We start from the raw sequence: 18,832 nt of genomic DNA, 5'->3' as shown, positions 1-18,832 counted from the left end.
GTTGAACCCTCGGGGCCCTGGTGCCATATGGCACCAGGGCCCCTCGATGCGTCCCACAGAGAGGTGCGATGAATTCGAAGCCCCGAGAGCGAGCCCCCGACAAATTCGATGACGACGACTACCCCGCGTACACCATGGGTCGCGCCGCCGAGATGATCGGCGCCACACCCGCCTTCCTGCGGGCCGTCGGGGAAGCCCGCCTCATCGTCCCTCTGCGCTCCGAGGGCGGTCATCGCCGCTACTCCCGCTACCAGCTGCGCATCGCGGCACGCGTTCGCGAACTCGTCGACCAGGGCACTCCGATCGATGCCGCCTGCCGCATCGTCATGCTCGAAGATCAGTTGGAAGAGGCCCAGCGGCTCAACGAAGAGCTGCGGGAGCCTGCCGCTGATGCGAACCAACCCGGCGGTTCCTGACGCGCAGGTCGGCGAGTGGCGCACGCGGGGCCGCGAGCCGGGTGCGGGCGGCCCGCGGCCCCAAACGCCGGTCGCTGCGGGGTCCCCTGGCCCCATCTCTCGGCCGTAGCCCCATGATCCACCAGGAGACCTTCAGCGCATCAGCAAACTCGGCGCCGCCGCTGCCGTGGCCGCCGTGGCAGCGGGCGCGTTCGGCGTCCAGGCGGTCCGCACGGCAGTACGGCTCCGCCCGTGGTGTCGGCCCGTCCCGTTCCACCACGCTCACCCCGGGGACGGACGGCGTGCCCGCCCGGCCCGAGGCGCGAGGCCGCTTCGACGCCGAGGAGGACGGCGCGGTGTGGGTGCTGCGCGGATCGGCGGACGGGAACACGGCAAAAGGCGCCACGTCCTTCAGCGCCCCGGCGTTCGGTCTCACCTTCAGGAACGGGAGGTCCGGCTCCGTCCTGGGCTACGGAACCGGCCCGGGCGGCTGAGGTCCTGACCGCTCGCACGCAGGCGCACGGGCGGCGCATCACCCCGAACAGACGAAGATCCCGCAACGGCTCGTCACCTCGAAGGCGCCCTTGGCGTCGATCTCCTCCCGCACCATCCGCTCCGCGCGCCGCAGCACCTCCCCCGCGTCACCGCCCCTGCCGTCCGCCCAGGTCTCGTACGACGCCATGTGCGCCATGACGGGCCCCGGCTCCCGGACCGTGATCGTCCCCGTCAGCTCGACGACCCGCACCTCGGCGAAGGCCGCCCCCAGCAGGGCGGGCGCCTCCTCCAGCGTGAACCGCCCGCTGAACGACGGCCTCCCCTCCCCCACCGCCCGCCGCCACATCTCGGCGATCTCGGCCTTGTCCCGCCCGCTGTTCGTCGACACCAGCGCCACTCCACCGGGCGCCAGCACCCTCCGCAGCTCCCGGATCGCCCGCGGGACGTCCGGCACGTGGTACAGCATGTGCATCGCCAGCACCGCCCCACAGCTCCCGTCCGCCAACGGCAGCGCCTGCGCGTCCGCCACCGCCGCCCGCCCCGCGGCCGGGGCCAGCATCCCCGGCGACAGATCGAGCGACAGCACCGCCACCTCCGGCCGCTCCGCCCGCAACCGCGCCCCGTACACACCGTTCCCACACCCCACGTCCACCACCGGACCGCGCACGCCCCGCAGTTGGGCGACGGCCAGGCCCGGCAGATCGTGCCGCGGCTCCTGATACGCGTACAGCGCCTGCCGCGCCGCGAGGTGGCGGTCGTCCCGGTATTCCCTCTCGGTCAGGATGCTGCGATCGATCACGGCGCGCCGCCTCTCCGCCCCCGGGGAGCCTCGGTGGACGGCCAGTCTCACAGCCCGCGGACGCCGACGACAGAGGGCCCGGGGTAGCGCATCTCCTGGCGCCGCCCCACGAACCGGCGTCGCCGCCGGATCAGGTCCCGCATCGTCGGCCGCTGCGCTGCCACAGCTCCCCCTTCCCCCTCGATCAGGGTAACCGTGGCCGACGACACCGGGTCCGGAAGAGGACGGCGGGACGGTCAGTCGGTGACGCCCAGGCGGAGGTGTTCGACGTGGTGGAGGGCCTGGTCGAGGAGTTCCGCCACGTGGTTGTCGTGGAGGGAGTAGACGACCGAGCGACCCTGGCGGGTGCCGGTGACCAGGCCCAGGTTGCGGAGCAGGCGGAGTTGGTGGGAGCAGGCGGACTGCTGCATGCCGACGGCCTCGGCGAGTTCGGTGGCGGGGCAGGGGCCTTCGCGGAGGCGGGCCAGGATCAGCAGGCGGGACGGGGTGGCGAGGGCCTGGAGGGTGGCGGCGACCGTCGGGGCGTTGTCGGGGGTGAGGCGGGCGCGCGGGGCGGTGGCGTCACCGGCGGGGGGTTGTGCTCCATGACCCATGGGCTCATCCTACGGACCACCCGATGCATGAATACTTGTTCAATTGTTGGTGGTACGGTGTGCGGCCATGACCTCCACGCTCATCGACCGCTCCGCGCCGCCGACGGCCCGGCCGTCGGCCGTGCCCCGTCGCCGTACCCGTGTGCTCGCCCTGCCGGAGGCCCGCTGGGCGCTGTCCGCGCTCGTACTGTTCCTGGTCGCGCTGGCGGGGCAGCTGGCCGGTGCGCCCGACTGGGTGTGGGAGCCGCTGTACATCGCCGTGTACGTCACCGGGGGGTGGGAGCCGGGTCTGGAGGGGTTGAAGGCCCTCAAGGACAAGACGCTGGACGTGGATCTGCTGATGGTGGTCGCGGCGATCGGCGCGGCGGCCATCGGGCAGGTGCTGGACGGCGCGCTGCTGATCGTCATCTTCGCGACGTCCGGCGCCCTGGAGGCGGTCGCCACCGCGCGGACGGCCGACTCGGTGCGCGGGCTGCTGGACCTGGCGCCCGCGACCGCCACCCGGCTGCTGCCCGGCGGCGGCGAGGAGACGGTGGCCGCCGACGCGCTGGCGGTCGGGGACACGGTGCTGGTCCGGCCCGGGGAGCGGGTCGGGGCCGACGGGCGGGTGCTGGACGGGGCGAGCGAGGTCGATCAGGCCACCATCACGGGCGAGCCGCTGCCCGCGGCCAAGGCGGCCGGGGACGAGGTGTTCGCGGGGACCGTCAACGGCACCGGGGCGCTGCGGGTACGGGTCGAGCGCGACCCGTCGGATTCGGTGATCGCCCGCATCGTGCGGATGGTCGAGGAGGCGTCGGAGACCAAGGCACCCACGCAGCTGTTCATCGAGCGGGTCGAACAGCGGTACTCGCTGGTGATGGTGGCCGCCACGCTCGCCCTGTTCGCGGTCCCGCTCGCCCTCGGTGCCGCGCTTCAGCCGACGCTGCTGCGCGCGATGACCTTCATGATCGTCGCGTCCCCGTGCGCGGTCGTGCTGGCCACCATGCCGCCGCTGCTGTCGGCCATCGCCAACGCCGGGCGCCATGGCGTGCTGGTGAAGTCGGCCGTCGTCATGGAGCGTCTGGGGCAGGTGGACTGCGTCGCCCTGGACAAGACCGGCACCCTCACCGAGGGCACGCCCCGGGTGACCGAGGTGCGTCCGCTGCCCGGTTCGGGGCTGGACGAGGACGCGCTGCTGCGGCTCGCGGCCGCGGCGGAGCGGCCGAGCGAACACCCCCTGGCCCGCTCCGTCGTGGACGCGGCACACGCCCGCGGGCTGTCGCTGCCGGACGCCGAGGGGTTCGATTCCACGCCCGGGCTCGGCGTCACCGCGACCGTGGAGGGGCGCGAGGTGCGGGTCGGGGCGCCCGCCCGGCTCCTGGGGGACGACTCGGCGGCGTACGAAGAGGTGGAGGCGGAGGGCCGTACCGCCGTCGCCGTCCTCACGGACGGCAGCCCGGCCGGAGTGCTCGGCCTCGCCGACCGGCTCCGCCCCGGCGCGGCGGAGGCGGTCGGCGGCCTCACCGCGCTGACCGGCGCCGCGCCGGTGCTGCTCACCGGCGACAACCGGCGCGCGGCCGACCGCCTCGCCGCCGAGACCGGCATCCACGACGTACGCGCCGGGCTGCTGCCGCAGGACAAGGTGGCCGCCGTACGGGAGCTGGCCGACGCCGGGCGCCGCGTCATGGTCGTCGGCGACGGCGTCAACGACGCCCCCGCCCTGGCGGCCGCCCACACCGGCGTCGCCATGGGCCGGGCGGGCTCCGACCTGGCCCTGGAGACCGCCGACGCGGTCGTCGTACGGGACGAACTGACCGCCCTGCCCGCCGTCGTACGGCTCTCCCGCACCGCCCGGCGCCTGGTCGTCCAGAACCTGGTCATCGCCGGGGTCTGCATCACCGCGCTGGTCGTCTGGGACCTGGCCGGGCAGCTGCCGCTGCCGCTCGGCGTCGCCGGGCACGAGGGCTCCACCGTCCTCGTCGGCCTCAACGGGCTGCGGCTGCTCCGGGAAACCGCCTGGCGGCAGGGCTCAGTCGCCGAGCACCGGTAGCAGCTCCGGAAGGTGGCCGTCCGAGGCGAGGGCCGCCTTCTGCCGTTCCTCCGATACGTCCCCGTACGTCGTCGTCCGGGGGCGGGCGGGGCGGCCCGCCAGGTCGGCGATGCCGATGAGGTCCTGGATGGAGCGGTACGAGCCGTACGAGGAGCCCGCCATGCGGGAAATGGTCTCCTCCATGAGGGTGCCGCCCAGGTCGTTGGCGCCGGAGCGCAGCATCTCGGCCGCGCCCTCGGTGCCGAGCTTGACCCAGCTGGTCTGGATGTTGGGGATGTGGGGGTGGAGGAGGATCCGCGCCATGGCCGTCACCGCGCGGTTGTCGCGGGTGGTGGGGCCGGGGCGGGCGATACCGGCGAGGTAGACGGGGGCGTTGGTGTGGATGAAGGGGAGGGTGACGAACTCGGTGAAGCCGCCCGTCTCCTGCTGGATCTCCGCCAGCAGCCGCAGATGGCCCAGCCAGTGGCGCGGCTGGTCGACATGGCCGTACATCATCGTCGAGGACGAGCGGATGCCCAGCTCGTGCGCGGTCTTGATGACCTCCACCCAGGTCGCCGTGGGCAGCTTGCCCTTGGTGAGGATCCAGCGCACCTCGTCGTCCAGGATCTCGGCCGCCGTGCCGGGGATGGTGTCGAGGCCCGCCTCGCGCGCCGCCGTCAGCCATTCGCGGAGGGACATCCCGGTGCGGCTGGCGCCGTTGACGACCTCCATCGGGGAGAACGCGTGGACGTGCATCCCGGGGACGCGCTCCTTCACCGTCCGGGCGACGTCGAAGTACGCCGTACCGGGCAGGTCCGGGTGGATGCCGCCCTGCATGCACACCTCCACCGCGCCCACGTCCCATGCCTGCTGGGCGCGGTCGGCGACCTGGTTCATGGAGAGGGTGTACGCGTCGGCGTCGGTGCGGCGCTGCGCGAAGGCGCAGAAGCGGCAGCCGGTGTAACAGACGTTGGTGAAGTTGATGTTGCGGGTGACGATGTACGTGACGTCGTCGCCGACCGCCGCCCGCCGCAGGTCGTCGGCGATGCGGGTGAGGGCGTCCAGCGCGGGCCCGTCGGCGTGCAGGAGGGCCAGCGCCTCGGGGTCGGTGAGCCGGGTGGGGTCGTCGGCGGCCTGCGACAGGGCGGCCTTCACGTCCGCGTCGATCCGGGACGGGACCATGCCGGGGGCGGCGGCCTCGCGCAGTGCCTCCCAGTCGCCGTACACCTCGTCGAAGTCCTCGCGCCGGTCGCCGGTGCGGCCCTCGGTGTCGATGGTGCGGTGCAGATCGGTGCGGCCGGAACCGGCGGCGGTGAACTCCTCGTCGGGCTCCTGCCAGGGCAGCCCGGCGGGCAGGGCGTCCGGGCGGGCGAGGCCGGTCTCCGGGTCGGCCAGCGCGCGGACGTGCGGCAGCAGCCGCGGGTCCAGCCACGGCTCGCCGCGCGTGACGAACTCGGGGTAGACCGCGAGCCGTTCGCGCAAGTGGAACCCGGCGGCGGCGGACCGCTCGGCCAGCTCGTCCACCTGGGGCCAGGGGCGCTCGGGGTTGACGTGGTCCGGGGTGAGCGGGGAGACGCCGCCCCAGTCGTCGACACCGGCGCCGATGAGCCGCTCGTACTCCGCGTCGACCAGGTTCGGCGGCGCCTGGATGCAGCCGGACGGGCCCAGGATGTGCCGGGCGACCGCGACGGTGGCGACGAGGTCGTCCAGCTCGGCGTCCGGCATCCCGCGCATCGCCGTGTCCGGCTTGGCGCGGAAGTTCTGCACGATGACTTCCTGGATGCCGTGGTACGAGCGGGACACGCGGCGCAGCGCGAACAGCGACTCGGCGCGCTCCTCGTAGGTCTCCCCGATGCCGATCAGCAGCCCGCTGGTGAACGGGACGGAGCTGCGGCCCGCGTCCTCCAGGACGCGCAGCCGGACGGCCGGTTCCTTGTCCGGCGAGCCGTAGTGCGGGCCGCCGGGCTCGCTCCACAGCCGCTCGGACGTGGTCTCCAGCATCATGCCCATGGAGGGCGCGACGGGCTTGAGCCGCTGGAAGTCCGTCCAGGTCATGACGCCGGGGTTGAGGTGCGGCAGCAGCCCGGTCTCCTCCAGGATGCGGATCGCCATGGCCCGTACGTACGCGATCGTGTCGTCGTACCCCTCGGCCTCCAGCCACTCCCGGGCCTCGGGCCAGCGGTCCTCGGGGCGGTCGCCGAGCGTGATCAGCGCCTCCTTGCAGCCCATTTCGGCACCGCGGCGGGCGATGTCCAGCACCTCGTCGGGGGACATGAACATGCCGTGGCCCTCGCGGCGCAGCTTTCCGGGAACGGTCGCGAACGTGCAGTAGTGACACTTGTCGCGACACAGACGGGTCAGCGGGATGAAGACGCTGCGCGAGTAGGTGATGACCCCGGGGCGGCCCGCGGCCTCCAGACCGGCGTCCCGCACGCGCGCGGCCGAGGCGGCGAGGTCGCTCAGGTCGTCCCCGCGCGCCTGGAGCAGCACCGCCGCCTCGGCGGTGTCCAGCGCCACGCCCTCGCGGGCGCGCTTGAGCGCACGGCGCATCGCGTTGGCGGTGGGGGACTTCGGTTCGTTTCCCTGCGCGCTCGTGGTCATCCTCCGAGCATACGAGTGGTGTCCGACACCGCCAGACCGGCCGGGCCTGCGGTTTTGTGGGTCTGATCACGACAATTCGGCGCCGGTGCCGGGAATATTCATGCCGCCTACAGCCACCGCTCTACAGGTACTGCGCGCACGCGTCCAGCGTGTGCAGGATCTCCGTCTCGTCCCCGGACGGAAGCTGCACGACGACCTCTTCGATGCCCAGGTCGGCGTAGTGGGCGAGCTTGCCGGGCGAGGGGCGCACCGCGTACGGCACCACCTCCAGCGCCGCCGGGTCCCGCCCCGCCTCGGCCCAGACGCGGCGCAGCGCGGGGAGGGACTCGCTGAGTCCCCCGCCGCCGATCGGCAGCCAGCCGTCGGCGTACGCGGCGATGTGCGCGAACAGCCGCGGCCCGGCCGCCCCGCCGATCAGGGTGCGCGGCCCGGTGAGCGGATCGCCGGACGGGCGCTCCCGGATCACCGGTTTGGGGTAAGCCAGGCTCGCCCGTACCGAGGCGTACGGGCCCTGATGGGCCGTGGGCTCCTCCGCCCACAGCGCGCGCATCAGCGCCATCCGGTCGCGGACCAGTTCGCGGCGGTCCGCCCAGACGGTGCCGTGGTCGGCGGCCTCCTCGACGTTCCAGCCGTAGCCGATGCCGAAGGTGAAGCGCCCGCCGGACAGGAGGTCGAGGGTGGCCACGCTCTTCGCGAGGACGACCGGGTCGTGCTGGGCCACCAGGCAGATGCCGGTGCCGAGCCCCAGCCGCTCGGTGACGGCGGCCGCCTGTCCGAGGGCCACGAACGGGTCGAGGGTGCGTCCGTACGGGCGCGGCAGCGGCTCGCCCATGGGGGCGGGGGTGTCGCGGCTGACCGGGATGTGGGTGTGCTCGGGCAGATACAGCCCGGCGAACCCGCGCTGCTCCAGCTCGCGCCCGAGCCAGGCGGGGCGGACGGTCTCGTCGGTCAGGAAGACGGTGGTCGCGATGCGCATGAAGGGGCCGCTCCTCCGGGTTGGCCGGTGTGGCTCGCGTATGTTCCCGCAGCGCCATGGAGTTATCCACAGGGCTTTCCGCGGATGTCATCCGCGCGTACAACGGTGTGACACGACGGCAGGTCGGACTGGTGGGGGCAGGCATGCAGCGACGGGACGTACTCAGACTCTCCGCGCTCGCGGGCGCGGCGGGGGTGCTCACGCTCGACCCGGTGTCCTTCGCGCAGGCCGACGAGGCGGGCCCCGGGGAGGATCGGGCCCGTACGATTTCCGGCCATCTCCCCACCGGCTCCCCGGACTTCGTCTATCTGCCGGTGGAGGTGCCGCCCGGGGTCCGCGAGATCGCCGTCTCCTATACGTACGACAAGCCGACCGTCCCGGCGGGCACGCAGGGGAACGCGTGCGACATCGGCATCTTCGACGAGCGCGGTACGGAGCTGGGCGGGCGCGGCTTCCGCGGCTGGTCGGGCGGGGCCCGTACGGAGTTCGCGATCAGCTCCGCGGAGGCCACCCCCGGATATCTCGCCGGGCCCGTTCGGGCGGGCACCTGGCATGTCGTCCTCGGCCCCTACACGGTCGCCCCGCAGGGCCTGGACTACGAGGTCACCGTCACCCTGCGCTTCGGCGAGCCGGGCACGACTCCGAAGCCCGTTTACCCGCCGCAGCGCGCCAAGGGGCGCGGCCGGGCCTGGTACCGGGGCGACTCCCATCTGCACACCGTGCACTCCGACGGCAAGCGCACCCCGGCCGAGCTGGCCGCCGCCGCCCGCGCCGCCGGGCTCGACTTCATCACCACCACCGAGCACAACACCACGTCCGCGCACGGCGCGTTCGAGGGCCTGTGGGGCGACGACCTGCTGATCATCACCGGTGAGGAGATCACCACCCGGAACGGCCATGTGGTCGCCCTCGGTATCGCCCCGGGCACCTTCATCGACTGGCGCTACCGCGCCCGCGACAACCGCTTCGGCCAGTTCGCCCGCAAGATCCGCCAGGCGGGCGGCCTGGTGATCCCGGCCCACCCGCACGGCACCTGCGTCGGCTGCAACTGGAAGTTCGGCTTCAACGAGGCCGACGCGGTCGAGGTGTGGAACGCGGACTTCGGCCCGGACGACGAGGCGACCGTCCTGGAGTGGGACAACACCCTGGTCGCCGCCGCCCGCGGGGACGGCCGCTGGCTCCCCGCCGTCGGCAACAGCGACGCCCACCGCGAACCCCAGCGCGTCGGTCTCCCCCAGACCGTCGTCCTCGCCGACGACCTGTCACGCGCCGCCCTCCAGGACGGCATCCGCGCCGGCCGCTGCTGGATCGCCGAGTCCTCCGAGGTCGACCTCGCCTTCGAGGCGGTGGACGGCCGCGGCAAGCACGCCGGAATCGCCGACCGCCTGGCCGTCGCCCCCGACACCGAGGTGACGGTCCGCCTGAAGGTCACCGGCGCGGGCGCGGGCCACCAGGTCCGCTTCATCACCGACCAGGGCCCGCTGTACACCACCACCCTGCCCGCCTCCGGCTCCGGCACCGTGGAGTGGACGACCACGCCCTCCTACGCGGCCTATGTCCGCGCCGAGGTCCGCCACCCGGCGCCGGACGGCGGCACGTCGGGCATACCGGGCCCGATGGTCGCCCTGACCAACCCGATCTGGCTCGGTAAGCGCTGACGGACCGGCCGTCTCAAGCGGTGGGTGCTTCGGCGAACTGGTTGGTGTCGAAGAGCTCGTTGATGTGCCCGCCGAGTGCGGACCAGTGCTCTCCGGAGAGCTCGGCGGCGGCGCGGGCATCGCCGGTGGCGCAGACGTCGATCAGCTGGTCGTGGTGCTCGATGGTGTTGCGGCCGCCGAGCAGCGTGGAGAACTTGCGGTAGAGGATGCGGTGGATCTGGGGGTGGACCTGTTCGACGATCCGGCTGAGCACGGGGTTGTCCGCGGCCGCGATGGGGACGGCGTGGAAGCGGTCGTCGGCGGCGAGTGCGGCCGTCGTGTCGTCACCGGCCACGGCGCGTTCGAAGTCCCGGTTGGCTTCGCGCATGTGCTCCAGGTCCTGCTCGGTCATGACCGGCACGGCGGTCTCGATGGCGAGCTGGTCGAGGGCGCGCAGGACGGCGAGAGTCTTTTCGGCGTCGCGGCGGTTGAGGGTGGTGATGCGGGTGTAAACGCCCGGCTTGGCCTCGACCAGCCCGATGTCGGCGAGCCTGGCGAGGGCCTCGCGCACGGGGGTGCGGCTGAGCCCGAGGCGCTCGGCCAGCTCGCTGTCTTTGACCTTCTCCCCCGGCACCAGTTCGCCGCGGACGATGGAGTCGCGCAGGCGGTGGAAGACCTCGTCACTGAGGAGGCGGCGGGAGACAGGGCTGTCGAGCGACATATTGCGTACGATACATCGCCCCGCATGCCGCCCGGGCGCGGTGGACGAGGGCACCGGCCAGGATGGCAGCCGGATCGATGAGGGGGACGTCTACGGCGTCGGCGGGAAGCCCGAGGGGGATCTCGGTGCATCCCGCGATGATCGCCTCCGCGCCCCGGTCGGTCAGCCGTCGTGCGGCGCGGGCCAGGGACGCGGTCGCCGCGCCGCCGGTGCCCGCCTTCACGGCGCGGATGGCGGCCATGACCTCGCGGTGCTGGTCGTCCTCGTCGGGGAGCAGGAGGCGAATGCCGTAGCGGTCGAGCCACTCCTGGTACAGGCCCGCCCGTACGGTCCCGGTGGTGGCCAGCAGCCCCGCCGTGCGGACGGCCGGTCGCACGGTGGTGAGGTGACGGGCCACTTCGCCGATCATGTGGATGATCGGCAGGCCGACGTGGTCGGCGATGCGGGGGACGAAGGCGTGGGCGGTGTTGCAGGGGATGGCGATGACGGTGGCGCCCGCCTCGCGCAGGACGCGGCCGCCGTTGAGCAGCCAGGGGGTGGGATCGGGGCCGTTGCCGAGGAGCGCCTCGGTGCGGTCGGGGATGGTGGGGTCGGACCAGATGACCGCCGTGAGGTGGTCCTGGTCGCTGCGGCCCGGGGTCATCGACACCAGCTTGGCGTAGAAGTCGGCGGTGGCCGCCGGTCCCATGCCGCCGAGGATGCCGATGACCTCCGTCGTGCCGCTCGGACTGATCACCGTGCGTCGTCCTTCTGGAGGGCCTGGGCGAACTGCGGTTCGGTGCTGATGTCGTCGGGCCCTGTGGCGTCGGCGGTGGCCTCGTGCGAGCGGCCGCCCTTGGCCTCCCGGCGCTTCTCGGAGCTGTCCACGACGGCGGCGGCCAGCGCGTTGCCGATGACGTTCACGCCGGTGCGGGCCATGTCGACGATGAAGTCCACGCCGAGGAGCAGGGCGATGCCCTCGGGGGGCAGTCCGACGCTGTTGCCCGCGGCGATGAGGACGACGACGGACGCGGAAGCCACACCCGCCATGCCCTTGGACAGGAGCACCAGCACGCCGACCATGACGAGCAGGGCGGGGAGAGAGGTGTCGGCCCCGTAGGCGTTGGCGATGAAGACCAGGCCCGCGGCCTGGTACAGGACGGAGCCGTCGGTGTTGAACGAGTAGCCGAGGGGAACGACGAACGAGGTCGTCGAGCGGCTGAGCCCGAAGGCCTCCAACTTGCCCATGAGGGGAGCCAGTACGGCTTCGGAGCTGCGGGTGACGAAGGCGATCCCCGCCAGGTTGGCGATCGACTTCAGCAGCTCGATATAGCGGATGCGGTAGATCGCGGCGATGAGGGGGAAGAGCACGCCGATCACGATGACCAGGCCCGCGTAGACGACGGCGATGAAGCCCACGAGGCTGCGCAGGTTGCCGAAGCCGTAGTGGGCGACGTCGTAGGAGAGGAAACCGAGCACGCCCAGCGGGGCGACGCGGATGACGTACCCGACGACCTTGAACATCACCGTGGCGACGGAGTCCAGCACCGAGGCGAAGGGTGCCGCCTTCTCGCCGATGGCCGCCATGGCCACGCCCACCAGCAGGGCGAAGACGATCGCGCCGAGCAGATTGCCCTCGCTGAAGGCGGCGAAGATGTTCTTCGGAACCGCGTGCAGGATCAGCTCGTGGAAGTCGATCCCCTGATCCAGGCTCTCCAGGTCCTTGGGATCGGCGGAGCCGACGGGGGCGCCCTTGCCGATGCCGGTGAACTTCGCGAGGCTCACGGCGATCAGCAGGATGACGGTGGTGACCAGCTCGAAGTAGAGGATGGCCTTCCCCGCGATCCGGCCGACCTTCTTGACCGACTCCATGCGGGCGATGCCGAGCACGATGAGCGGGAAGACCAGGGGCAGGACGACGACCTGCACCAGGTTGAGGAAGAGATCGCCGAGGATCTTCATCTGCTCGCCGACGGCCGGTGCGAGGGCTCCGATGAGGGCGCCGAGCCCGACGGCGATGATCGACTGCACACCGATCGGCATCCGCAGACATCGCCGCAGAAGTCCCGGCCGGGCGCCGGATCGGGTGTCTGTGCTGGTGGCCCGGGCAGGTGGTGCGCTCATCCGTGCTCCAATATATTGCGCTCTGCGTATTGGGCCGTAAGACTGCGCCCCGGACGGCGGCCTGTCAAGGGGTGGCGCACCGATGACTCCCCGGGCTCCCGATTGACGGCCGCCGTCAATCGGGAGCCCGCGTGTCGGTCCCGGTGGGCACCATGGGGCCATGGGCGTGCACATCGACATCGCGGGACTGCGGCCGGAGAGGATCACCGTTGCGACCTCGCCCTTGGCCGAGCTCGGCATGGCGTTGCACGCGCTGTCCGAGCCGGAGCACCACCCGGGCCTGAAGGGCTGGGTCACCGGTGTGACCGCCCGGCTCGACCCGCATCTGGCCGACCGCATGTGCGAGGCGGACTTTCTGTGGCGGACGACGTTCTCCGACCTCTTCCTGCCGTACGCGGGCGTCCCGGGCGGGGCCGTCCTGCCCGGTGAGACCCTCGCCGCAGAACTGGACCTGATCGACAAGCTGTCCGACGAGGAGTTCGTGGACGCGGCCCTGGAGTTCACCTGCCCCCTGACCTACGGCACCCCCGGCCCCAGCCTGCTCGTCGACGCCGCGCTGCGCCGCCGGGCCCTGGAGCTGGCCGCCGCGCGCGGCCCGCACCAGGCCCGCTTCACCGAGCGGCTGCTGAGCGACCCACCGCGGATCAGGACCTGGCTGCGGCAGTTCCTCCAGGACTGCGACGCGGCCTTCTTCGCGGACACCTGGTCACGGCTGCGCCATCAGCTCGCCGCGGACGCCCGGCACAAGACGGAACTGCTGCGCCGCAAGGGCCTGTCCGAGGCACTGGCCGCCGTGTCACCGGCGGTGACCCTGGACGGGGCCGCCGAGCGGATCACCGTCGACAAGTTCTGTGCGGGCCCCGGGACTTCGGCGGACAGCGGTCTGCTGCTCGTACCGACGAGCCTGGGCTGGCCGCACCTGATGGTCCTGCAACGCCACGGGTGGCAGCCGGTGCTGCACTACCCGGCGAACTCCCCGGAACTCGTCGCCCCGCCCTCGGTGGAACAGCTGGCCCTGCGGATGGCCGCGCTGTCCCACCCGGTGCGCATGCGGCTGTGCCGCAGCCTGGCCCGCAGCGCGTTCACCACCAGCGAGCTGGCCCAGGCGCACGGCATGACCGCTCCGGAGATATCCCGCCACGTGAGCACCCTGAAGAAGGCGGGCCTGATCACCACCCGGCGTCGGGGCCGGTACGTCTACCACCAGCTCGACGTCAGGGTGGTGGCCCGGCTGAGCAGCGACTTCCTGGAGGGGATCCTGCGCTAGGACGGAGCCCGGGGCTAGCGTCTGGGCGGCTTGGGACAGCGTTCGCCCGCGCGAGGGCAGAAGATCAGGCCACGGGACACATACCGGCCCGACGCACTGTAGTACCCCCAGACCACATCATGATCAGACTCCAGGCACTCCGAGGTGTAGGTCAGCTCGGACACCTTGTGTCGGCTGAACGGACCTTCGCGGCTCGGGTATTCGTCCAGAGTCTCTTGCAGCCAGGCACGGGCCTTGTCACGATCGTCCGGAATCTTGAAGGTCGCCTTGACGTAGTCCGGTCTCTGCCTGAGCCAGTGGCTGATCTCCAGCGGGGGACTGGAGGAGCCCTGGTCGCGCCGGTCGCTGTCCGGTGGCCGCTCCGAGCCGTTCCACGCGTACGCGTGCCAATGGTCAGCCAGCCCCGTCTCATGCCAGTGAAATGCCACGTCCCGCTCTGGTTCCTCTCGAACGGCACCAGCCCGGCCCTCTGATTCGGAGGAGCCAGGCTGGCGGGGAATGAGGCAGGTTACTGCCTCACGAAGTACTGACGGCCGTCATCGCTGTCACCCGATCCGGGCGGAGTTCGGTCGTCCTGGTCGGGCATGGTGTCGCCGTCTTCCGGGTCCTGGTGGACGGCCTTGAATCCGAACAGCTGCATCAGGGATATTTCCCTTCTGTGCTGTCGGCGCGAGGGATCTCCTCGTGCCGTCGTGCACGTGCACCCGCTCCGGTCGTTGTCCTGCCAGGGATTGGACGGTCGGAGCGGGAGAACTCACCGGAAGCGGCTCATGACACTTCCTCGGCGTGGTGGCGCCGGATCTCCACGTTGATGTCCGTGACCTTGGACGGATTGCCCGCTCGGCGCGCATCGGCCCGCTGCCTGCCCAGCGCCGCGCAGATCTTGCAGCCCTGCACCGGCACCGGCTCCAGGGCGGGTATCGACAGATGAACGGGACCGCTCATGGTGGTCTGCTGGGGAGGTTTCATGCTCCCGGACGCTACGAAGCGGCCATCGACCGGCTCAACGAACGTGCGCGGACTTGCACGGGATCACCCGAGTGAGTCGATCGCTGCGGTGATCAGCGAACGTGCTGCCGTCCCGTAGACGGCTTTGGCGGACAGCTTCGTGAAGGCCCGCACGTATTCCTTCACCTCACGGGGCTGCGTGACCGTGAGGTGGGCAGAGACCAGTTCCACGTTGACCTGGTCGTCGTCGTACATCGTGAACGACTCGACCGGCCAGCCGGCGCCGCGTGGCACGCCCATAGGGATGATGCCCAGGCTGACGGACGGCAGGGATGCCACGGCGATCAGGTGACCGAGCTGCCCGGCCATGATCTCGCGGTCCCCGATCACCGTCCGCAGTACCCACTCCTCGATGAGCATGGCGAACCGGTGGTCACCCGAGTGCAGAACACGCTGGCGCTCCATCCGTACCGACACGGCACCCTCGATGTCGTCAGGAACGTCACGCAATGCTGCGACCGTGCCCAGGACAGCACCGGTATAGGCGGATGTCTGGAGCAGGCCGGGGATCACCCAGGACTGATAGACGCGGAATCGCCGGGTGCGTTCGAAAAGGGGCGCCACCGACTCCTGGACGCGCTTGAGCCCGGCGCGCTCCATGCGCCGCCACTCGATGTACATCCCCTTGACCGCCCGGGCGGTCGCGATGAGGTCCGTGGTCTGGTCCTGGGCTCCGCAATGCAGCGTCCACGCCCGGATATCGGCGTCGGAGGGCGGAGTGCGGCCGTGTTCAATGCGCGAACACTTGGACTCGTGCCACCCGGCGAGAGCGGCCAGCGCCCGCGCGGTGAGCCCGGAATCCTTCCGGATCTCACGCAGGCGCTGGCCGAGTGCGCGCCGCGCTTCGGCAACGGTGGACGACGACGGCACTGCTGTTCCTCCGTCAGGGCCGACGAGGAGGTGAGTACTCCGTGTGCGGCACTGCTCGCTCCCAGACTGCCTCGAAGGCAGAGCCGCACAGCTTCACGGTTGCCGGGTCATCCGTGACGGTCTCGTCATCGGGGGCGAGTTCACCGTCCCCGTCGAAGTGATGGAAGACGACGGATTCGCCGTCCAACACCCAACAGTCGTTGCCGGGAAGAGCGATGTCCGACGCCCGCCTCCGAGGTAGCCAACGGACCCTTTCACCCGCCTCGATGTTGGCAGCTGTCAGATGGTGCTCAAACGCGATGTAGTCGCTAACCGGCTCGGAGACAATCCGCGCCCTCCGGACCTCGACGCCCCTGGCGGTCAGCTCAGCCACGAGAGTGAGCCACGGCCGCAGGGCCGGATCATTGTCCTCCGGTGCGTCGCGGACGCCGTTCCGCCAAGCGACGTAGCGGGGGTCGGACCGCATGTAGCCGTCCCGCATTTCCAGATGCACGGCCGTGCTCCGGCAGCTCTTCAGCCGTTGCTCAAGCGTCGGCTCCACTCCCACCCCTCACCTCCGGGAAGAACTGCATCATGCGGCGCGGGAACTCGATCACGGTCTCATGCTCGGGGATGTCCATCTGGCCCAGGCGGGCCGCGTCCGTCACCTTCCAGCCTTGCAGGATGTAGTGGTCCGTCTCGTCGTCGATGTACACCGTGGGCGACTTGCCGTCCGGGCTCTCCGGGTCCTGTCCCAACTTGTGCAGTGCCACGCTGGCCTCCACGAGCGTCGAATACTGGCGTATGTCCGATCTTGCGCAGGCGTCAGGGCAGGAGCGAGGTACTTGCACGAACTTGCGCGCTTGCGTCAACCGGCGCGCCAGACTCGTCCGCGGCAATGAACCGCGCCCATACGCACTTTCCGCATCCCCGGTTCCGATAGCCCCACGTGTGCGCCAACTGCTCAACGACGTAGAGGCCACGGCCGCCTTCCGCGTCGCTGTCGACGACGCGGAGCCGCGGAAGCGTGTCGCCGTCGGGGTCCGAGACCTCCAGCACGACGTCCTGGTCCTGGATCGAAACGCTGATCTCGATCTGGGCGTAGGTCACGCGGCAGTGCTTGATGGCGTTGGACACCAGCTCGCTGGCCGACAGGATCACATCGTCGGCGACGTTGCCGCTGATGCCCCAGTCCGCAAGGGCTTTGCCCACCCGCGCCCGCGATCCCGGGACGTTCCTTATGTGCTTCGCGATCCGGAAGGTGTCCCGGCGCGGCTCGTCCGTGATGGCTTCGGGCATGGCAGACGTACCCCCTGACTGTTCGTCAAGATTGCGCTCCGTAGTGGCGCGTGCACCGAGATTAGACATACCTCACCCACTAACGCAATCGCCATAGAGTGCACATGTGCACGAACTGCTCTGTCGCGAAACGTCACTCGACGTGTGCCGCTGGGGGCAGACTGAGAACTTGGAGAGAGGGAGACCACACATGCCCGCAGGTGGGAAGCCGACCGTGCGCAGCAGGCGGTTCGGTCACAGGATGCAGCGCCACAGGCTCAAGGCTGGCTTCGACCAGGAACAGGCAGCGGCGTTCATCTACGGCTCACGATCCAAGATCAGTCGCATGGAAGACGGGATCACCACGGCCAAACCTGCGGAGGTCTTGCTGCTCCTGGACCGGTACGGCGTCACAGACGAGAAAGAGCGCGACCATCTCGTGTGGCTCGCCAAGAACAGCAACCATCGCGGTTGGTGGCTGAACTTCCCGGAGCTTTCAGACGGCTACCGGAACCACATCTCACTTGAGGACGACGCCACATCCATTCGTGAATGGCAGACGGTCCTTGTGCCCGGCCTGCTGCAAACGGCGGGATACGCCGAGTGCGCAACCATGGCTGGGCCCGACTACGTATCACCCGAATCCGTTGCCCAACTCGTGAAGGTTCGCGAGGAGAGGCAAGCAAAGATCAGTGAAGGCGGCACCAGCTACGCGGCCGTCATCTGGGAACCAGTCGTCGTCAACCCGCTGGTCCCCGAGGACGTCTATCGCGATCAGCTTGAGCACCTGCTCAAGGTGGGGAAGCGGCAGAACGTGTCCCTCCAGATTCTGCCGCTGTCAGCAGGGGTTCGGGCCGGAATGACGTACCCGTTCTCGTCGTTCTCGTTCGACAATCAGCCGACGGTTGAAGCCGTCGCGATTGACAACCTCAGAGGAGCGTCCATTCTCGAAGGTTCAGACGATCTGGCAGCTTACACACGCGCTTTTGACCAGCTACGATCGGCGGCACTCACGCCGGATGCAAGCGCACAACTGATCCGGCGCGCCCTGCGAACCAGCAAGGAAGACAAGTCGTGACCCCTGAAGTTGTGAGCCCCTACGTCAAGTCGTCGTATTCGGGCCAGAACAACAACTGCATAGAGATCGCGGCCACGGCCGACGGCGGCCGGGCCGTACGGGACAGCAAGGACCCGCGCCGCCCCTCCCTCCGCTTCACCCGCGAGGGATGGCAGGCATTCATCCAGGGCATCGAGAACGGAACGTTCGACGCCTAGGACGGCACACCTAGCCCCAGGTGAGCGGGTCGAGGTGAAGGTAGAACCGCTCCCGGTCGCGGTCGAGGGCGATGCCGTAGCGGTGGGCGAACAGGTCCTCCGCCGCGCTCGCTTCCCGTTCGTCGGGCCAGGTCTCCCGGGCCGTGGCCAGCAGGAGGGCGAGGTCGGCGTAGGGGTCGGCGCGGCCTAGGCGGCCGAGGTCGATGAAGCCCGCGACGGTCAGGGTCTTCGGGTCGAGGATGATGTTGGGCAGGCACAGATCCCCGTGGCAGACGACCGCCTCGGCGGCTTCCTGCGCGAGACGGGCCTCGATCTGCGGGGTGAGGCGGGCGAGCAGCTCGTGGGGTGGGGTGTGCTGCTGGTCGACGGGGAGGAACTCCGGGTTGACCGCGCCCCGCGCCACGACCTCGCGCGCGGTGGCGTACATATGTGAGAGGTCGCGGCTGAAGGGGCAGGCCCGGGGCGGCAGATCGTGCAGCCGTCGTACCGCATCGGCGATCGGCTCCCACGCCGCCCGGAGCGTGGCAGCCGGGACACGATCCGCGGGTACACCCGCCACGGCGCTGGTCACCAGGCAGCCGCCCGTGTCGGTGACGCGCCAGTCGAGCACCCGCGCGCCGGGAACGCCCTGCGCGTGCAGCCACTCCACCCGGTCCCGCTCCGCCTCCAGCGCGGCCACCTGGTGCGCGGGCACGCACTTCCCGTACCGCGAACCGTCCGCGGAGCGGAAGACGGCGGCCCCGGACTCACCGGCGGTGACGGGCTCCCAGCCGCCGACGCAGTCCGCGGGCAGGAGGGTTCGTAGGGTCTTGGGGTCGGTCACGGGG

At 70.8% G+C, this 18,832-nt stretch carries 22 protein-coding genes; 7 read left to right on the top strand and 15 right to left on the bottom strand.

Annotation, left to right across the window (positions count from 1 at the left end; genetic code table 11):
• Window positions 1–68 precede the first annotated feature (68 nt).
• Both LCH29_RS01165 and LCH29_RS01160 read left to right on the top strand, forming a co-directional pair.
• Entirely contained in the window at window positions 69–416 is a 348-nt protein-coding gene (locus LCH29_RS01165) for a MerR family transcriptional regulator (RefSeq protein ID WP_446459764.1), read from the top strand.
• 113 nt (window positions 417–529) lie between these two features.
• Complete coding sequence (locus tag LCH29_RS01160; RefSeq protein ID WP_446459763.1) at window positions 530–889, top strand: hypothetical protein; 360 nt, start codon at window positions 530–532, stop codon at window positions 887–889.
• Between the two features lie 38 nt (window positions 890–927).
• Here the strand turns inward: LCH29_RS01160 and LCH29_RS01155 are convergent, their stop codons facing one another.
• On the bottom strand, window positions 928–1,689 hold the full coding sequence (locus tag LCH29_RS01155; RefSeq protein WP_446459762.1) for a class I SAM-dependent methyltransferase: 762 nt from the start codon (window positions 1,687–1,689) through the stop codon (window positions 928–930).
• Between the two features lie 236 nt (window positions 1,690–1,925).
• Window positions 1,926–2,282 carry an ArsR/SmtB family transcription factor gene (locus LCH29_RS01150; RefSeq protein WP_446459761.1) on the bottom strand — a complete coding sequence of 119 codons (357 nt, stop codon included), beginning with the start codon at window positions 2,280–2,282 and terminating at the stop codon, window positions 1,926–1,928.
• Window positions 2,283–2,349: 67 nt separating this feature from the next.
• Here LCH29_RS01150 and LCH29_RS01145 point away from each other — a divergent pair, with 67 nt between their 5' ends.
• Entirely contained in the window at window positions 2,350–4,311 is a 1,962-nt protein-coding gene (locus LCH29_RS01145) for a heavy metal translocating P-type ATPase (protein ID WP_446459760.1), read from the top strand.
• On the opposite strand, the gene LCH29_RS01140 is transcribed toward LCH29_RS01145, so the two are convergent.
• Both LCH29_RS01140 and LCH29_RS01135 read right to left on the bottom strand, forming a co-directional pair.
• Window positions 4,291–6,891 carry a bifunctional FO biosynthesis protein CofGH gene (locus LCH29_RS01140; RefSeq protein WP_446459759.1) on the bottom strand — a complete coding sequence of 867 codons (2,601 nt, stop codon included), beginning with the start codon at window positions 6,889–6,891 and terminating at the stop codon, window positions 4,291–4,293. The genes LCH29_RS01145 and LCH29_RS01140 overlap by 21 nt on opposite strands.
• Before the next feature lie 121 nt (window positions 6,892–7,012).
• Window positions 7,013–7,867 (bottom strand): LLM class F420-dependent oxidoreductase, encoded by an 855-nt coding sequence (locus tag LCH29_RS01135; RefSeq protein ID WP_446459758.1) that lies wholly within the window; start codon window positions 7,865–7,867, stop codon window positions 7,013–7,015.
• A gap of 143 nt (window positions 7,868–8,010) precedes the next feature.
• On the opposite strand from LCH29_RS01135, the gene LCH29_RS01130 reads away from it, so the two are divergent.
• Complete coding sequence (locus LCH29_RS01130) at window positions 8,011–9,525, top strand: CehA/McbA family metallohydrolase (RefSeq protein ID WP_446459757.1); 1,515 nt, start codon at window positions 8,011–8,013, stop codon at window positions 9,523–9,525.
• 13 nt (window positions 9,526–9,538) lie between these two features.
• Here the strand turns inward: LCH29_RS01130 and LCH29_RS01125 are convergent, their stop codons facing one another.
• From LCH29_RS01125 to LCH29_RS01115, 3 genes are read right to left on the bottom strand one after another with little or no spacing between them, the layout of a single operon-like run.
• Window positions 9,539–10,225 carry a GntR family transcriptional regulator gene (locus tag LCH29_RS01125; protein WP_446459756.1) on the bottom strand — a complete coding sequence of 229 codons (687 nt, stop codon included), beginning with the start codon at window positions 10,223–10,225 and terminating at the stop codon, window positions 9,539–9,541.
• Complete coding sequence (locus LCH29_RS01120; protein WP_446459755.1) at window positions 10,185–10,961, bottom strand: aspartate/glutamate racemase family protein; 777 nt, start codon at window positions 10,959–10,961, stop codon at window positions 10,185–10,187. The genes LCH29_RS01125 and LCH29_RS01120 overlap by 41 nt, the downstream gene beginning before the upstream one ends.
• Window positions 10,958–12,328, bottom strand: coding sequence for a dicarboxylate/amino acid:cation symporter (locus LCH29_RS01115; RefSeq protein ID WP_446459754.1), 1,371 nt, complete (start codon window positions 12,326–12,328; stop codon window positions 10,958–10,960). The genes LCH29_RS01120 and LCH29_RS01115 overlap by 4 nt, the downstream gene beginning before the upstream one ends.
• Window positions 12,329–12,488: 160 nt before the next feature.
• Here LCH29_RS01115 and LCH29_RS01110 point away from each other — a divergent pair, with 160 nt between their 5' ends.
• Window positions 12,489–13,595 (top strand): DUF5937 family protein, encoded by a 1,107-nt coding sequence (locus LCH29_RS01110; RefSeq protein WP_446459753.1) that lies wholly within the window; start codon window positions 12,489–12,491, stop codon window positions 13,593–13,595.
• Between the two features lie 14 nt (window positions 13,596–13,609).
• Here LCH29_RS01110 and LCH29_RS01105 read toward each other — a convergent pair whose 3' ends face one another.
• The 7 genes from LCH29_RS01105 to LCH29_RS01075 form a co-directional block, all read right to left on the bottom strand.
• Entirely contained in the window at window positions 13,610–14,023 is a 414-nt protein-coding gene (locus tag LCH29_RS01105; RefSeq protein ID WP_446459752.1) for a hypothetical protein, read from the bottom strand.
• A gap of 80 nt (window positions 14,024–14,103) precedes the next feature.
• On the bottom strand, window positions 14,104–14,235 hold the full coding sequence (locus LCH29_RS01100) for a hypothetical protein (protein WP_446459751.1): 132 nt from the start codon (window positions 14,233–14,235) through the stop codon (window positions 14,104–14,106).
• 128 nt (window positions 14,236–14,363) lie between these two features.
• Entirely contained in the window at window positions 14,364–14,564 is a 201-nt protein-coding gene (locus LCH29_RS01095; RefSeq protein ID WP_446459750.1) for a hypothetical protein, read from the bottom strand.
• 63 nt (window positions 14,565–14,627) lie between these two features.
• On the bottom strand, window positions 14,628–15,473 hold the full coding sequence (locus LCH29_RS01090; RefSeq protein WP_446459749.1) for a DUF5753 domain-containing protein: 846 nt from the start codon (window positions 15,471–15,473) through the stop codon (window positions 14,628–14,630).
• 13 nt (window positions 15,474–15,486) lie between these two features.
• On the bottom strand, window positions 15,487–16,020 hold the full coding sequence (locus LCH29_RS01085) for a DUF6879 family protein (protein ID WP_446459748.1): 534 nt from the start codon (window positions 16,018–16,020) through the stop codon (window positions 15,487–15,489).
• Entirely contained in the window at window positions 15,998–16,225 is a 228-nt protein-coding gene (locus LCH29_RS01080; RefSeq protein WP_446459747.1) for a hypothetical protein, read from the bottom strand. The genes LCH29_RS01085 and LCH29_RS01080 overlap by 23 nt, the downstream gene beginning before the upstream one ends.
• A gap of 52 nt (window positions 16,226–16,277) precedes the next feature.
• The gene (locus LCH29_RS01075) at window positions 16,278–16,751 is read right to left on the bottom strand and encodes an ATP-binding protein (protein ID WP_446459746.1); all 474 of its coding nucleotides are present in this window, start codon (window positions 16,749–16,751) and stop codon (window positions 16,278–16,280) included.
• 190 nt (window positions 16,752–16,941) lie between these two features.
• Here LCH29_RS01075 and LCH29_RS01070 point away from each other — a divergent pair, with 190 nt between their 5' ends.
• Entirely contained in the window at window positions 16,942–17,808 is an 867-nt protein-coding gene (locus LCH29_RS01070; protein WP_446459745.1) for a helix-turn-helix domain-containing protein, read from the top strand.
• A complete protein-coding gene (locus LCH29_RS01065) occupies window positions 17,805–18,005 on the top strand; it encodes a DUF397 domain-containing protein (RefSeq protein WP_446459744.1) in 201 nt (66 codons plus the stop codon). Before LCH29_RS01070 ends, LCH29_RS01065 begins: the two co-directional genes overlap by 4 nt.
• Before the next feature lie 10 nt (window positions 18,006–18,015).
• Here the strand turns inward: LCH29_RS01065 and LCH29_RS01060 are convergent, their stop codons facing one another.
• On the bottom strand, window positions 18,016–18,828 hold the full coding sequence (locus tag LCH29_RS01060; protein WP_446459743.1) for an APH(3'') family aminoglycoside O-phosphotransferase: 813 nt from the start codon (window positions 18,826–18,828) through the stop codon (window positions 18,016–18,018).
• Between the last annotated feature and the right edge of the window lie 4 nt (window positions 18,829–18,832).

It is taken from the genome of Streptomyces sp. BRA346, assembly GCF_052851135.1.
The sequence above is the reverse complement of the archived record's forward strand: the minus strand, read 5'-3'. Positions and strand labels throughout refer to the sequence as shown.